Genomic DNA, 15,907 nt, shown 5'->3' with positions numbered 1-15,907 from the left:
TTATAAGCTTGGCTATCAATGGCAGCGTACATCGCAACAAAAAATTCGTTTTGGGGTGTCTTACACCGAGCAACCGATTCCTTCTTCTCAAGTTATATTAAATATTTTAGCGCCGGGTGTTCAAGAGTGGCATTTTACTACTGGCTTTAGCCATTCTTTTACCAACAAGGTACAATTAAACGCTATGGCTTTTTATTCGCCAGCAAAAAAAGTAACGGGTGCTAACTACTTAGCGCCTAATCAACAATTATCAATCGAAATGAAACAAACCGGTTTAGGCGTTTCTATTGTTTGGGAAATTTAAAAATGATAACAGAATTCACCCCAGTATCGGCTGCAATAGGCGGTGCATTAATAGGTATAGCGTGTACGTTATTACTGGTTTTATACGGAAAAATTGCGGGCATATCAGGCATTGTTAAGTCTGTATTCGCTAAAGCAAATTCAGACTCTCGTTGGCAGTTATACTTTATTTTAGGGTTATTGTTGGCAGGAGTCGCTGTAAGGGTATTTGCGCCTTCTTTATTAGAAGGCGAATTGCAATTACCGCCATGGCTTATTGTTGTTGCAGGGCTTTTAGTTGGCGCTGGTACAACGTTAGCTAATGGGTGTACAAGTGGCCATGGTGTGTGCGGCATGTCGCGCTTTTCTGCTCGCTCTTGGGTTGCAACATGCACATTTATGCTTGTCGCCTTCATTACAGCAAACCTTGTAGGATAAATAATGAAAGCAATTATGATGGTTGTTATAGGCTTTATATTTGGCTTAGGGCTTATTATTAGCGGGATGACAAACCCCGCTAAAGTGATTAACTTTCTTACCTATGGAAACCAATGGGATGGAAGCTTAATTATAGTGATGGCTGTTGCCATGCTAATAATGATGCTTACATGGTTATGGGTTGCAAAAAAAGAGAAACCACTTATTTCAGGATCATTTAATTTAAGTAATTTAAAAAATATTGATGCGCGCTTAATTATCGGCTCAGTATTTTTTGGTTTAGGCTGGGGTTTAAGTGGCATTTGCCCAGGCCCTGGCTTGGTTCAATTGGTGTCTCTTAAAATGGAATTTTTGTTATTTTTTGCAGCCGTCTTAGGCGGTATGTGGTTAGCCAAAAAAGTATAATATTGGCTGCCGACTAAAACTCGGCAGCTACTTTTTTCAAACAAAGGTACATAACTTGCTGCAATATATATAAAACTATATTGAACAGGTTTAAGTTATGCTAAATAAAGCGCTGGAATTTTCTAACAGCACACCTTGGTTAAGCGCGATTTCATCTCTCTTACTTATAGCTATACTACTGTTTTTAATTCGCTTTTTTTTAATGTATTGGCTAAAAAAATGGACTTCAAAAACCACATTTATATTCGATACTTTACTAATAGAGTCAATATCTAAGCCGCTAACACTGTGCACAATTATTGTGCTACTCACCATTTTAGAGCACGACACCTTCATTATAAGTACCTCTATTTCTCAACAGATCCCTTTTAATAGCATTAATATTGTATTAGCGCTGCTTGCACTTATTATGTTTTTAGACCGTTTTATTATTGGCACTATTAATTACTATGGTAAACAATCTGCCGTGGTTTTTAATTCAAAAAGCATAATTAAAGGCGTGATACGCGTTACATTATCGTCAGTGGGTTTGCTGGTATTAATGGGTACGTTAGGTATTTCTATTACGCCCATTATTGCCTCATTAGGTATTACGTCACTGGCTGTTGCCCTTGCTTTGCAACCTACCCTCGAAAACTTTTTTTCTGGCGTGCAGCTAGTAATAGATAAACCTATAAGGGTGGGTGATTTTATTGAGCTTGAATCTAAGGAACAAGGCTTTGTTGATCATATAGGCTGGCGATCTACATGGGTTAAAATGCTACCAAATAATATGATTATTATACCTAATAGCCAATTATCTAAATCGCGTATTATTAATTACTTTTACCCTGAAAAAGAGCTAAGCGTGCCTGTTGATATAAGCGTGCATTACGATTCAGATTTAGAGTTTGTTGAGCAAGTAACACTTGAAGTGGCTCGCGAAATACTTATTTCACACGAATGGGGCGTTGATGATTACAATACCTTTGTGGTTTTTCATACCTTTGATAGATCAAGCATTAACTTTACGGTAATGCTTAGAGCTAAAGAATACTTTAATCGCTTTTGGGTTAAATCTGCTTTTATAAAAGCGCTACATAAACGCTATAAAAAAGAAGGTATTGTAATCCCCTTCCCTATTACGGCTATTAACACTACTCAAGAAGCTGCTAAATTTAATAGTGATAAAAAGGTGCAAGGCGATACTTAAAACAAAGCGCGAGTAACTCTCGCGCTAATAAATATTAAAACTTGTAGGTTATTTGCCCAATAATTTCGCGAGGGCTGCCAGGAAAGTGACCGTTCCGCTCACTAAACCCACTTACAGCATATTCCTTATCAAACAGGTTGTTAATATTTACACTTAGTAATACGTCATCAAAGCGACTCGTCCAGCTCATATCAAATACGGTAAACGGTTTTACTTTTTGACCATCGGAGCTTACTTGCTCACTCACATAATTAGCGCCAAACGCAATAGAGGAATTAATCGAATCGAGCCCAAAGCGTGACCATAAACCCGCCTGATGGCGCGGCGCATTAGCAAAGCGCGAGCCATCACCAAATGTATCTGAAAGCGTATCACCCGTTACGCCGTCTACTACTTGCGTATCGTTGTATGCGTAGTTAGCCGTTATTGTCCAGTGCTCGGATAAATCGCCTACTAAGGTTGTTTCAAATCCACGGCTTTCTACTTCACCTATATTTAATAGTGCGGCAATGCCATCACCCGCGCCCGTATCGTCAGGGTTGCTCATTACCACGTTTTCTTTATTAATTTGATAAACAGCAAATGTACTCATTATTTTGCCATCAAACCATCGGTTTTTCATACCCAGCTCGGTTTGCTTACCTGTTTCTGGGTCTAAGTTGCCCTCGCCTACCACATCTTCCTGATCGCCCGACGATGTAGGATTAAAGCTTTCAGAGTAGTTTATGTAAACAGAGGTGTTTTCTATTGGCTGGTACGTTACTGCAACGCGAGGTGTAACACCGTTATCAGAATAGCTAAAGCCTGTTTCCTTATTTAATTCTTTAAAGTAATCGTAGCGTAAGCCTGCAATTACGGTCCATTGTTCGCCAATACTTATAACATCTTGAGCGTATACACCAAAGCGATCGGTATCTACACCATCACGATCTAAATCGGTTAAGTTATAGGTGCTAGGGTCTGTTTCACCGTAATTAAGTGTATAAATATTTAAGTTTGCTACACCATCAGCCTCATATCGGGCACGCAAGTAATCGTACTGCGTTTCTGCCACATGGTAATCGCCACCAAATAAAAATTGATGCTCTAAATTACCTTGCTTAACGTTATATACAAAATCAGTTGTTAAGCTTATTTCTTCGTTTGCTCGAAACTGTTTGCGGTATTCTCGTCTTATGGTTTCATCATCTATATTAGCAACGCCATCACCATTTACGTCAACCCAATTTTGCGACTCGTGATACGCTTGGTCGCGCTCATTATCAAGGTATCGCACAGTAGTGCTAACAGAGAAATCATCAGAAAAACTATGATTTAACTCAGCTTGAAGCACCAAAGCTTCCATATCTTGATAGTCAAATGATTCGTTCGCGTTATACGAAGGATCTACCAGAAAGTTGCCGCTATCATCTACCGGTACTCCACGTAAGCGATTGCCACCTAAGTCTTGTTTTATGTAATCAACACTTGTTGTAAGCGTTGTTGAATCACTTAAATCAAATAACAATCCGCCTGTTAGCTCCGTATTAGCTGAATCGGCGTTGTTACGAAAGCTGTCTTGCTCCTCATAAAAACCACCCAATCTATAAGCCATCGTATCGCTTAAACCACCGGTCATATCGAGTGATGCGCCACGCGTGTTGTAGTTACCTAAGGTGAGCTTTAATTCGCGCTTTTCTAGGTAGCTTGGTTTTTTGGTTACGTAATTAATCATTCCACCAGGTTCGCCACCGCCATATAAAGCTGAGGCTGGGCCTTTTAATACTTCAACACGTTCAACATTAAATAACTGCGGTACACCAAAGCCTGAGTACGGGTCGCCGCGCACACCATCGTAAAATACATTTGCGTCATCTCTAAAACCACGAAAAGTTACGCCTGAGTAGCTATATTCGCTCACTCCCGCAATAGATCGGTACAAATCGGTAATGTCACGAGCTGCTTGGTCAATTATAAGTTGCTCTGTTAACACCTGAGCCGATTGCGGAAGCTTAATAAGATCTAAATTAGTTTTAGTACCAATTTTACTTTCGGTTTCTAGGTAAAATTGCTGGGCACGGCCAGTTACTTCTATTTTTTCAATATCGTTATTTTGCTCTGCAAATGCCATATTAGAAAAAGCAGATAAAGACGCAGCAATACTTAATGCCAAATAATTAGGGTTAAACATGATAATTCCTGGGAGAAGTGTAGATAGCCAACAAGCTAAATGATAACTCTTATCATTTTCATAATCAACACAGGAGCGGGTTTAATACATCTAAATATTAGAACTAATTTTACTTAAAACAGAGCGCTAGCCCTTTTATTGCAGTTAAAATAAAACCCCTACTGTATTAAATACAGTAGGGGTTATTAAGTAATTCTTAAATTAGTTTTAGCGTGTAATTTACCCAGCAATATTGCTAATTTGAATTACTGGAGACACGTTAGTAAAATTAACTAAATCAGCCGCTATTACTTCTTGATGAGGTGCAAAGGCTTGCTGAAAAGATTCTACCGATTCAAACACTAAATGCCCCATAGCAATATAAGTTGGCGCTTCGCCCGGTGCGCCACCAGCTAAACCTGCATCTGCACTACTTGATATAAGCGCTTTACCAACTAACTCTGCAACTAGTGGTAAATGTGTTTTACAGTAGTAGTCCATATCGAAAGTAGCACTTTCATTATTTGGGTATAATACGCTTACTTTAATCATTACATTCTCTCTTTTATTTACTAAAAAATTTAAAGCTGTGCTAATAAACAGCTTTACAAACTAGTGTTCAAAGCGTCTTTTGAAATAGTATGAATCATACTTAAGTAAAAAGCGCATAAGTGAGCAGTCGCTCAATTATGTAGTATTCATGCTCATAGCGCCAGTAATTTGATTGCAATGCGTATTTTAATTAAGGTGATACTTCGCTAATTTACTTAAGTGCGGGTCGTTTTTTAAAAGGTTTGGGCGGTAAAGACTCTACAAAGTTAACGCACGTATTTACCCAATATGTTAAATCAGAATCAGACTCAAAACCTTCAGGCAAAATATAAACCAAGCCCTTAACTGGCTTTCCGGTAAAGTCCATTTCAGTTACATGAGGTTTAGCTAAACAATCGCTGTAGTTTTCAGGCCCTACTCGCACCATCAGCTTGTTGCCTATTATTACGCAGCACATATACTCCGAAATTATAAAACATAAACCACCAAAGATTTTCTTTACTACTAAATCGTGGCGCGCATTAAACAACTCATAGAGTCGCTCTTCTAACCCTCTGTCAAAAGCCATTTAAGCATCTCTATTTTTTAATAAACACATTACACACTTAATAACGGTAATAGCACTTAAACCTAAGTAAATAAAATAATAAAAGGTGGCTGGAAAAGGTATGCAAAGAGTAGGTATAAAATTATTTTGGACTTAAAGTTTTTATTAAACCGCACTAATCAAAGCTGATTGAGCTGACACTAGTGCGGTTCAAAAGTAAGTATAAAACTAACTAATTCAATATTAATAAACTAAAATGCTTATGCTGACAGTTGCACTGGAGCATCTGCTGCAGATACTTTTTTCATGCTGCCTTGTTGTTCAAGGCGAATATGCCAACTAAATGCTTCTTCAAGTAAATGAGGGGTATGCCCGCCACGCTCACAAGCGCGATTGTAGTAATCTAACATATCGTCACGGTAATCTGGGTGCACACAATGCTTAATGACTTGTATCGCTCGCTCACGCGGCGCTAAACCGCGTAAATCAGCTAAGCCTTGCTCGGTTACTAAAATATCAACATCGTGTTCGTTATGATCAACATGACTGGCCATAGGCACTACGCTTGAAATAGCGCCATTTTTAGCAATCGATTTAGTCACAAATATTGCTAAATGAGCATTACGAGCAAAATCACCAGAGCCACCAATACCATTCATCATCCGTGTGCCACAAACATGTGTTGAATTTACATTGCCATACATATCAAACTCAAGCGCAGTGTTTATTGCAATAATTCCTAAACGGCGCACTATTTCAGGATGGTTCGAAATTTCTTGAGGGCGTAATACTAGCTTGTCTTTGTATTGTTCTAAATTATTAAATACTTGCGCATTACAACGCTCAGACAAAACAATTGAGCTGCCCGATGCAAAACTAAGCTTACCTGCGTCAATTAGGTCAAACGTCGAATCTTGCAGTACTTCAGAGTACATTGTTAGGTCTTTAAAGTCAGAGTCGAGTAGTCCCATCATCACTGCATTAGCAATGTTACCAATGCCTGCTTGTAGCGGGCCTAAATTAGCTGGCAATTTATTTTGAGCCACTTCGTCTTTAAAAAAGTTAACTAAATGGCGCGCAATAGATGCGGTATCTTCATCAGGGTCGGTAACGGTAGAAAACGAGTCGCTTTGGTTAGTAAAAACAATACCAACAATTTTTGCAGGATCGATAGGAATTGCAGTACTACCAATTCTATCATCTACTTTAACTAACGGCATTGGTTGGCGAGTAGGACGATACGAAGGGATGTATATATCATGCAAACCTTCAAGATTCGGGTTATGCAGCATATTAATTTCAACGATTACTTCTTTGGCAAAAATAGCAAAACTCGCTGAATTACCAACCGATGTAGTCGGCACAATATGCCCTTCTTCGGTAATGGCAACGGCTTCAATAACAGCCACATCAGGCATGGTTAGTTGATGGTTACGTAAATGCTCAACTGTTTCAGATAAATGCTGATCAATAAACATTACTTCACCGTTATTAATCGCTTTACGTAAAGTGCTATCTACTTGAAAAGGCATACGACGCGCTAAAATGCCCGCTTCTGTTAATAGCTTGTCGAGATCATTACCTAATGACGCACCCGTCATTAAATTTATTTTGATTGGATTTTTTTTGACTTGCTCAATTAATGCTCTGGGTACTGCTTTAGCTTCTCCGGCGCGAGTGAAACCACTCATCCCTACAGTCATTCCATCTTTAATAAATTGGCTTGCTTGTTCTGCCGGCATCACCTTGTCATGCAGGTTACTATTGCGAATACGTTCCAAGTGCATACTGAGCTCCTCTCTAAATTTGACATTATTCTAATCCTAACTTCGTACTACACAATCTAGACTTAAGTCGTATTTACGAATCGAGGATGAGCAACATGTTTAAAAGGGAGGTTAATTTACTTTTAATTAATACTATCACGTAGTTATTAGTAATATTTTTAACAAAAATGACATAACAATCTATAAAGTAATTTATAAAGTAATCTATAAATAAATAGTATTGTTTAATTAGAGGAATTATTTTTGAGGAATTAAGTTTATTAGTTCAAACACCCAAATGAGGAATTTGGGTGGCAGTCTTACCAGCCACATCTCGGCACACACGTCACAAACTGTGGCTGCTCCCTTCCGGGCCTGACCAGGTTCGCCTGCTAGTGTTGCGAGAGGACCAATAAGACTACCATTGAGGGCCTTGGTTGGCGCGGGAGGGATTATCTCTACTTTTGCTCTGTTATTCAAGGGATAATCTAAAAAGAAAGTGCGATTGCATACTTCATATACAATCGCGGCGTATTTAGCTATTTTAGTGCGTATTAATTGTTCTCTAACTGCGCTTTTATATTACGTAATGCTGCTTTTACTTTTTTCATGTTTTCTGGACCCATACGTAAAAGCTGTTTTTGTGCATCTGGTAATTGCTCCCACTCCGAAAACGCATACTGATACGTTACTGAATCACGAAGTAACGGCAAGTCACCTTCAGGCTCTGGCGTATCAAGTAATAAATCGATTGCATCGGTTAGCGTTTGATTAAACTCGTCATCGCCGTAACCAATTTCACTGTATGCATTATTAATAAGTGGCTGGTACTCTTCGTACATGCGAACGGCTTGCGCTGCACTCATACTGGTAAATATTTTCACATACGGTGTATAACGCTCGTAGCTGTTAGGGTTAATCGTTAGGATATCACCTTCATTCACGCTAAATTTTTCTTCTGGCTGTACAACAGGCATGTGTTTTTTAGCTATTTTTCCTTTTGCTAAGTTATCTACATATACCACACCACGACGAATAACATCGTCGGTCACCATTAAGCTCATTACTGAGTCGCTTAGGTACTCGTCCATTTTAGCAACAACAACTGCATCACTTTCGTTAAGCGTTGGTAGTGGCTCTACTTCTGGCACTGGCTCACTTGGACTTTGTGCTGGTACTTCAAGCTCTGCTGGCTTTTCTGGATTTACAGACGGCGCATCTACCACGGGGTCGTTCTCGGGTTTAAGCTCCATCATAGGTTGTTCTTTAACTGTGGGCTCTACCTCAGTGCGTGTTGCTTGCTCGTCACTGGGTGTTAGCAATACGAAGGCGGCCGCACATGCTACGACTATTAAAATAATAACGGCGAAAAGAATATTGTTATTAGGTGGACGTTTTTGAACATCTGATGCTTCTGGTTTATCTGACATACGAACTCCATAAAAATTAAAATGCGATATCACTTAGAGTACGCTAAGTGGATTAAATTCATTCTTACACAAATACTATTACATTTTATAATATGGCAATTATAGCAAAGTAAGTTACGTACTAAATTGGGTGATTAAACAATGTAATAAGTATTAGGGCAGTTATCCTTTGATTCTTCTAGCTTAAAGACTTACAGTTAATAAATAAAGTAAAGACGTAGAACAGTTTAACCACCAATATGAAAATCAAGCAAGTTGATCCACAAAAACCTAAAATTGCCTTATTACTCACAGGTGGTGGCGCACGTGCTGCTTATCAAGTGGGTGTCCTTAAAGCGCTAGCTCATAGTATGCCTCGTACCGCTCCATTGCCATTTAGAGTAATAAATGGCACCTCTGCTGGGGCTATTAACTCAGCTGCGTTAGCATGTTACGCCTCCTGTGCGCATTTGGCTGTACGAAAGCTTGAATCAGTTTGGAAAAACTTTTCAACCTCTATGGTCTATAAAAGTGATTTTTTAAGCGTATTTGGTCATATTGCGCGTAATATTTTAACGAGCTTTCAGTCAGAGCATATTAACCATCCACCAGCGAGCTTGCTAAACAACCGCCCTCTGCGTGGTTTATTAAACGAAATTTTAGATTTACACCGCATTGAGCGCAATTTACATCGTAATTATTTAGATGCGCTGTCTATTACGGCCTCAAGTTATACAACGGGCGACTCTGTTGCATTTTTTCAATCTAATACGCAAACATCATGGCAGCGTGCTAAACGCGAAGGCCGTGCAACTCGTATTAATGTTGAGCACTTAATGGCATCGAGTGCCATCCCTATGGTGTTTCCAAGTGTAAATATTTATAACCATTACTTTGGGGATGGCTCTATACATCAACTTTCTCCGCTGAGTCCGTCGATTCATTTAGGCGCTGAAAAAATATTTATTATTGGGGTCGACCAACCCAAAGAATTACACCCTCCGGGTTACTCGCCACATTATCCGGGTCTATCCGCTGTTGCAGGGCATTTACTCGACAGTGTATTTACCGACACTATGCAATCGGATTTAGAGCGCTTGGCTCGTGTTAACCGAACATTAGGGCTATTACCCGCTCGCGACAAACATCAAGAACTTAAACAAATAGATACCTTTGTCATTAACCCTTCGCAAAACTTTAACGCAATTGCAGCGCAGTATTACGACGATATGCCATGGGCCATTAAAGTATTGCTACGTACCATAGGTGTAAAAAAGCATTCGCAATCGAGCTTAACCAGTTACCTATTGTTTGAAAAACGCTACACCCAGCATTTAATGCAAATTGGCTATGAAGACGGTATGGCGCAGCTGCCTAAGATGCGTGAATTCTTAGAGTTAGATTAATCTTTCAGAGTTAGATTAATCTAAGTCACTATTCGATTCCGTCGAGCAGATAGTGCTCTACCCGCTCAACACGCCTTGGTTTACCTTGTAATACTAAAACGTCATTAGCCAATAATGTTGTTTGCGCTGATGGCGTATCTATTTCGGCTCCTTCTCTGCGCAGTGCTTTTACGAGTACTCGCCGCTTTTCTAAATTAAGATCTTCAATTGTTTTACCCACGGCATAAGCTTGCTGAGGTAGCGCTACAACATGTAAGTATTCTAATCGTTCACTTGAGGCATCTTCGCTATCTTTAAAATACCCTGCGTAAAAGCTTTGCATTAACGGATAACGATTACGACGTTCTTTACTTACTCTACGCACAATACGCGTCATCGGTACGCCCGACATAGACAACACATGCGACACGAGCATTAAGCTCGCCTCTAACGACTCAGGCACTACTTCGGTTACGCCTAGCCCTTTTAAATAATCTAACTGGCTATCGTCACGAGTACGAATAAGTATTTTAACGTTGGGCGCTATTTGTTTTATGGTATCAATAACAACTTGTGCGTGATCAAGCTCTGTAAAAGTAATAATAACCAAGCGAGCTCGCTCTACTCCTGCGCACTTTAAAATATCTTTTTGTTTAACATAGCCAAATATAACAGGCTCACCTGCCGCTTTGCCTTCTTGTACTAAAATTGGGTTACTTTCAATGGCAACGTAGTCTATTGCTTCGGGCTTTAAAAAACGCGCTATAGTTTGCCCAACACGCGAAAAACCACAAATAACAACATGGTCACTATAAAGTGTACTACTTTGTGGCTCACTCTCCAGCGCTAAACTAGGGCGATCGAGTATACCCAAACGCTTCAAAATAAATGGCGTTTTATCAATCAAAAATGGTGTAAATGCCATTGATAACACACCAAGGGCAATTAAAAATGAAGCTTGCTCTGAGTTTAGTAGCTGATGCTGGCCAGCAAGTGCGATAAGTACAAAACCAAACTCCCCCATTTGCCACAGCATAATGCCACAGGCGAGTGAATCTTGGTTTCGCTCATGCATTAGCCGCGCACTAAGTGCTACTACTGTAATTTTTAATACGAGTAACCCAAGCAATGCGCCAATAATTATTACTATATGCGCCAGTACAAATAAAATATCCAACTGCATACCCACAGTTACAAAAAACAGTCCCATTAAAATATCGCGAAATGGACGTATATCGGCCTCTAACTGATGCCTGTAATGGCTCTCACCTAACATCATTCCCGCTAAAAAAGCGCCCAATGCCATAGACAAGCCAAACATATACGTTAAAAAGCCCGCAAATAAGGCGACTAATATAGTGGTAAGCACAAACAACTCATCGGTTCGTACTTGCGCTATTTCTTTAAACACAATGGGCAATACCCATTTACCAATTGCCCAAAGAAGCACGCATACAAATGCGCCCTTACTTAGGGCAAACGCTAAAGCCCAGCCAATACTTTGAGAGTCGCTTGATGCAAATAAAGGAAGTATTATTAATAGAGGAACAACAGCAATATCTTGAAAAAGCAGTACACCAACGGCCAATTGCCCACGGCGCTGATTAAGCTCACCCGTTTCCTTTAATAGCTTAACCACTACAGCCGTAGAAGAAAGCGCCATAATTGTACCAATGGTAAAACTGGTGAGTAGGGAAAAGTCTAAACAATATAAAATAATAATGAAGAGTAAGCTGGTTATACCTACTTGTAACGAGCCCAGCCCAAATACTAGGCTTCGCATTGCCATTAGCCGCGAGATAGAAAATTCTAACCCCAAACTAAATAACAAAAACACAATCCCAAGCTCTGCTACAAACTCTATTTCATGAGATTGCGCTAACCAACCAATACCATGACTACCGGCTAAAACCCCCGTTGCTAGGTACGCCAAAATAGGCGGCAAGCCAATGCGTTTAAAAAACCACACAAAAAGAACTGCTGCCACTAGCAAGCCAAAAATTTGAACGTTAATACTCTGCAAATTCGGCCTCACGCGTCAATTAAACCAAGGGACTTACTTTAAATATAGCAACCTTCTGTTTTTCAGCCAGTTTTAAAATATGGCACAAAAATCGCTTAGTAATTGCAAAGTAACACCCTCGGGGGAGAATTTAATGGAAAACGTCCATATTTTGACGCAGCGTGTGTCTGGTCGCGGTGATTTTTTGCCGTTTTCGGCTGAACATTCGCCAACAAATGAAATAACAGAAACACATAAACTCGTTACAGAGCTACAAACTAGCTTAGTGATTGAGGATGTTTTAGCTATATACGCAAAATTTACAAAACAATTGTTAAATTTCTCTGGTTTACAGTTTCAGTCAACACTGGGAACTACACAAACATCACAGAGTGATACAAATAGTACACCCTATATTTTTGATTTGGCGATTGGTAAAGAACATTTAGGGCAGCTAATTTATTTTAGTAAATTCCCACTTGGTCAAGCCATTGAGAAAAAGCTACATACTTTGCATACTGCGCTGGTTTATCCACTTCGTAATGCAATGATGTATAGCCGAGTATTAAAGCTTGCCACAAAAGATGCGTTAACCGGCTTAAATAACCGTAGTCAGTTTAATGACTTTTTACTGCAAAAACTTGAAAACTGCCGTCGTTACCAGCGTCCATTTAGTTTAATGCTGCTTGATTTAGATAATTTTAAACAAGTTAACGACAACTTTGGCCATAAAATTGGTGACGATACACTTAAAGAGTTTTCAAAAGTACTGTGTAGCAGCATACGCGGCACTGATTCGGTATTTAGATTTGGTGGTGATGAGTTTGCTTTACTTATTGAAGACCCTGAGTTTACAACGAATAAAGTGATTGCTGAGCGGATAATGTGCTTAGTAAGAAAATCGCCTCTAATGTCTAAGTATAAAGTAACAACCAGTATTGGTTTTACTTTAGCTAACAGCCAAGACAGCGAAACTGAAATATTTGCTCGCGCCGATAAAGGCTTATACAAAGCAAAAGCATCTGGTAGAAACTGCGCAAAAGCATATTAGTTTTTTTAACTGCATTAAATAAAAAGCCTAGCTTCCCCCGCTAGGCTTTGCACTTACCAATCTATAAATAAACAAAGCAGCACAAAAACCAAAAAAGAATCCGCTAATTAAATTAAGTAATGCGGTAATAGTAGCAAGCGGTGTAAATAATACTAAAAGCAGTGGCAGGCTCACGCCTAAAATAAAAAACAATCCACCTTTACCTAACCAGTAAGCTAATAAAAGCACTGCAGATACAATTCCACCCGCAACTGCATAACCTAGCGTAACTATATTTAGCTCAAGTAAAATATTAGCAATAATAGCTATAACGGCCGTTATTAGCATACCCACTGGCGCTTTTGTTACTAACGACAAACCAACATGCGGCTGTTTACTCATTTATTTACACTCCCAAAAAATACCATTTTCATCAATATGCTTAGCACTTATAAAATAACCAACCACTTGAACTAATTCATCATTATAAAAAATAAGCGGCACACTGGCGCGAAGCCAGGGCGCTATTTTTGCATCTTTAAACCAATGCTTAACTGTATTACTACCAGGCTTTTTAAGTGGTTTAATGCGTGCGCTATTGCAATCAAAGCGAACAATTACTTGCTCATTAGCGTGTGGAGGTCTTACTCCGCAACCGGTGCTTTTAATTAATAAGCGCCCGTCTGCAAGTTTTAGCTCTGGATGATTCAGCTCAATATCTGTTAATACTTCACTTGGTGTTACAAAATACAAATAACCTTGATGACGACGTATTTGCCCATCGAGCAAATCAATACGCATTTGTGCATCGTTTTTTGCGCACATTGCTTGATTAATAATTTGCTCGAGCTGCTTTTGCGATGGCATCACTTGTGTAAATAGTGCAAGCCACGCACGTACTATATTTGCAATGCGCGCTGCGCTGTATTCGCTTATCTGGCCAATGCAAAGTGCTTGATGCTCGTTAATACACTTATTTAAATCAAGCTGAGTATATTCATCAAGTAATGTTTGTTGCTGCTGTAGTAGCTCAATACTTCGTGCAGTGCATTGTTCAAACCCATTAAAGCGCTCAGCTAACACGGGTACTATTTTTGAGCGTAAAAAGTTACGATCAAAACTTTCATCTGTATTAGAGTCATCGGTTATGTGGCTAACACTAAACTGCGTTGCAAACGCTTCTATATCGCTGCGAGCTACATTTAACAATGGTCTAAAACATATACGCCCACTTTGCAGCAAGCGCTCTTTATACATAGAACCTAGCCCTTTTAAACCTGAGCCACGCTTTAAGCGCAGTAAAAACGTTTCTACTTGGTCGTTTAAGTGTTGGCCCAGTAAAATAATGCTGCCTTGTGGGCTTAGTTCATCAAGTGCTTTATAACGGGCGTCGCGTGCTTGGGCTTCAAGACTTGTGCGCGACTGCTGTTCAATAACAACTTTCGCAGCTTCAAAAGGCACATTAAGCTCAATGCATACGTTTTTGCAAAAGTGTTGCCAGTCATCAGCATACTGGCTCAAACCATGGTGAACATAAATAGCCGATACATTAATTGCAGGATTATCTTCTTTTAAAGTGCGCATTAAATGCAACAGCACCACAGAATCAACGCCACCAGAAAGCGCCACTGTAAAAGTGGTGTTGCCTTGCTCAATATAGCTATTTAATGATTTTTTTAATTGCTGATAAATTGCTGATGTATGCATATGGGCGCACTTTTATATAAAAACTCTGAACATTTTAAAGCAAAAAAGCCGCATAAGCGGCTTTTTTTTAACATTTAATGTGTTTAGCAATAACCAAACGACATTAAACGTTTATAACGTTGATCAAGCATTTCTTCAAGCGTAAGCGCTTGTAGGTCTGCTAAGTCACGTTTAAGGCGAACTTTTAAGTTACGTGCCATAGCATCGTAATTGCGGTGCGCGCCACCTAGAGGTTCATCAATTAAGTTACTGATTAAATCTAGTTCTTTAACTCGCTCTGCGGTTACACCCATTGCTTCTGCTGCAAGTGGTGCTTTGTCGGCGCTTTTCCAAAGAATAGACGCACAACCTTCAGGCGAAATTACAGAGTAAGTGCTGTATTGCAACATGTTAACTCTGTCGCCCACACCAATCGCTAATGCACCACCTGAACCGCCTTCGCCAATAACCGTACATATTGTCGGCACTTTAAGTGTCGCCATTACTTTTAAGTTACGCGCGATTGCTTCAGATTGACCACGTTCTTCAGCGCCAACACCTGGGTATGCACCCGGCGTGTCGATAAAGGTCATGATTGGCATTTTAAAACGCTCAGCCATTTCCATTAAGCGTAATGCTTTACGGTAACCTTCTGGCTTTGGCATACCAAAGTTGCGTTTAATTTTTTCAGCAGTGTCACGGCCTTTTTGTTGGCCAATAACCATTACTGGTTCGCCATCTAAACGCGCAACGCCTCCTAAAATAGCCGGATCGTTAGCAAAAGTACGATCGCCAGCAAACTCGTCAAATTCCGTGAAAATGCGCTCGATATAATCTCGAGTGTAAGGACGCAACGGATGACGTGCTAACTGTGATACTTGCCAAGCGCCTAAATTAGAAAAAATCTCCTGTTTTTGTTTGGCACTTTTTTCTTTTAATTTGCTGACTTCCTCTTCTAACTCAAGGTCTAATTCGCCAGCGCGGCTTATATTTTGTAATTCTTCAATTTTTGCTTCTAATTCTGCAATTGGAAGCTCAAAATCAAGATAATTGAGGCTCATGCT

14 protein-coding genes, 1 other RNA gene and 1 pseudogene are annotated in these 15,907 nt (G+C 39.6%); 6 read left to right on the top strand and 10 right to left on the bottom strand.

The genetic code is table 11. From position 1 onward, the window contains the following. The 4 genes and pseudogenes from CXF89_RS05655 to CXF89_RS05640 all read left to right on the top strand — a co-directional run. A pseudogene (locus CXF89_RS05655) lies at nt 1-304 on the top strand (long-chain fatty acid transporter); the annotation flags it as partial. A gap of 2 nt (nt 305-306) precedes the next feature. Beyond that, nucleotides 307-720 (top strand): YeeE/YedE family protein, encoded by a 414-nt coding sequence (locus CXF89_RS05650; RefSeq protein ID WP_007584056.1) that lies wholly within the window; start codon nt 307-309, stop codon nt 718-720. A 3-nt stretch (nt 721-723) separates the two neighbouring features. After that, nucleotides 724-1,125, top strand: coding sequence for a DUF6691 family protein (locus CXF89_RS05645; RefSeq protein WP_121954041.1), 402 nt, complete (start codon nt 724-726; stop codon nt 1,123-1,125). A gap of 97 nt (nt 1,126-1,222) precedes the next feature. Further along, a complete protein-coding gene (locus CXF89_RS05640) occupies nt 1,223-2,317 on the top strand; it encodes a mechanosensitive ion channel family protein (protein WP_121954040.1) in 1,095 nt (364 codons plus the stop codon). A gap of 34 nt (nt 2,318-2,351) precedes the next feature. Here the strand turns inward: CXF89_RS05640 and CXF89_RS05635 are convergent, their stop codons facing one another. The 6 genes from CXF89_RS05635 to CXF89_RS05610 all read right to left on the bottom strand — a co-directional run bounded on the left by CXF89_RS05635 (nt 2,352) and on the right by CXF89_RS05610 (nt 8,761). Further along, a complete protein-coding gene (locus CXF89_RS05635; protein WP_121954039.1) occupies nt 2,352-4,487 on the bottom strand; it encodes a TonB-dependent siderophore receptor in 2,136 nt (711 codons plus the stop codon). Between the two features lie 219 nt (nt 4,488-4,706). Next, nucleotides 4,707-5,018 (bottom strand): EthD family reductase, encoded by a 312-nt coding sequence (locus CXF89_RS05630; RefSeq protein ID WP_002958288.1) that lies wholly within the window; start codon nt 5,016-5,018, stop codon nt 4,707-4,709. Between the two features lie 211 nt (nt 5,019-5,229). After that, nucleotides 5,230-5,586 carry a TfoX/Sxy family protein gene (locus CXF89_RS05625; protein WP_121954038.1) on the bottom strand — a complete coding sequence of 119 codons (357 nt, stop codon included), beginning with the start codon at nt 5,584-5,586 and terminating at the stop codon, nt 5,230-5,232. 239 nt (nt 5,587-5,825) lie between these two features. Further along, nucleotides 5,826-7,352 (bottom strand): acetyl-CoA hydrolase/transferase family protein, encoded by a 1,527-nt coding sequence (locus tag CXF89_RS05620; protein ID WP_121954037.1) that lies wholly within the window; start codon nt 7,350-7,352, stop codon nt 5,826-5,828. A 297-nt stretch (nt 7,353-7,649) separates the two neighbouring features. Beyond that, an RNA gene (ffs, locus tag CXF89_RS05615) (signal recognition particle sRNA small type) lies at nt 7,650-7,746 on the bottom strand. Nucleotides 7,747-7,885: 139 nt separating this feature from the next. Beyond that, the gene (locus CXF89_RS05610) at nt 7,886-8,761 is read right to left on the bottom strand and encodes a DUF3014 domain-containing protein (protein WP_121954036.1); all 876 of its coding nucleotides are present in this window, start codon (nt 8,759-8,761) and stop codon (nt 7,886-7,888) included. Between the two features lie 239 nt (nt 8,762-9,000). On the opposite strand from CXF89_RS05610, the gene CXF89_RS05605 reads away from it, so the two are divergent. Continuing rightward, nucleotides 9,001-10,146, top strand: coding sequence for a patatin-like phospholipase family protein (locus tag CXF89_RS05605; protein ID WP_007584072.1), 1,146 nt, complete (start codon nt 9,001-9,003; stop codon nt 10,144-10,146). Nucleotides 10,147-10,174: 28 nt separating this feature from the next. Here CXF89_RS05605 and CXF89_RS05600 read toward each other — a convergent pair whose 3' ends face one another. Beyond that, nucleotides 10,175-12,148 carry a monovalent cation:proton antiporter family protein gene (locus tag CXF89_RS05600; RefSeq protein ID WP_121954035.1) on the bottom strand — a complete coding sequence of 658 codons (1,974 nt, stop codon included), beginning with the start codon at nt 12,146-12,148 and terminating at the stop codon, nt 10,175-10,177. Nucleotides 12,149-12,281: 133 nt separating this feature from the next. Here CXF89_RS05600 and CXF89_RS05595 point away from each other — a divergent pair, with 133 nt between their 5' ends. Beyond that, entirely contained in the window at nt 12,282-13,178 is an 897-nt protein-coding gene (locus tag CXF89_RS05595; protein WP_024590733.1) for a GGDEF domain-containing protein, read from the top strand. 27 nt (nt 13,179-13,205) lie between these two features. Here the strand turns inward: CXF89_RS05595 and CXF89_RS05590 are convergent, their stop codons facing one another. The 3 genes from CXF89_RS05590 to accA form a co-directional block, all read right to left on the bottom strand. Next, on the bottom strand, nt 13,206-13,559 hold the full coding sequence (locus CXF89_RS05590) for a hypothetical protein (protein ID WP_121954034.1): 354 nt from the start codon (nt 13,557-13,559) through the stop codon (nt 13,206-13,208). Further along, nucleotides 13,560-14,864 (bottom strand): tRNA lysidine(34) synthetase TilS, encoded by a 1,305-nt coding sequence (gene tilS, locus CXF89_RS05585; protein ID WP_121954033.1) that lies wholly within the window; start codon nt 14,862-14,864, stop codon nt 13,560-13,562. A gap of 83 nt (nt 14,865-14,947) precedes the next feature. Further along, nucleotides 14,948-15,904, bottom strand: a complete 957-nt coding sequence (gene accA / locus CXF89_RS05580; protein ID WP_007581016.1) for an acetyl-CoA carboxylase carboxyl transferase subunit alpha — start codon at nt 15,902-15,904, stop codon at nt 14,948-14,950. Nucleotides 15,905-15,907 lie beyond the last annotated feature (3 nt).

Origin of the sequence: Pseudoalteromonas sp. MelDa3 (assembly GCF_002863625.1) — a bacterium.
In the GTDB taxonomy this organism is placed as follows: domain Bacteria; phylum Pseudomonadota; class Gammaproteobacteria; order Enterobacterales; family Alteromonadaceae; genus Pseudoalteromonas; species Pseudoalteromonas arctica.
Note: the sequence above shows the minus strand (reverse complement) of the source record. Positions and strands in the feature narration are given on the sequence as shown.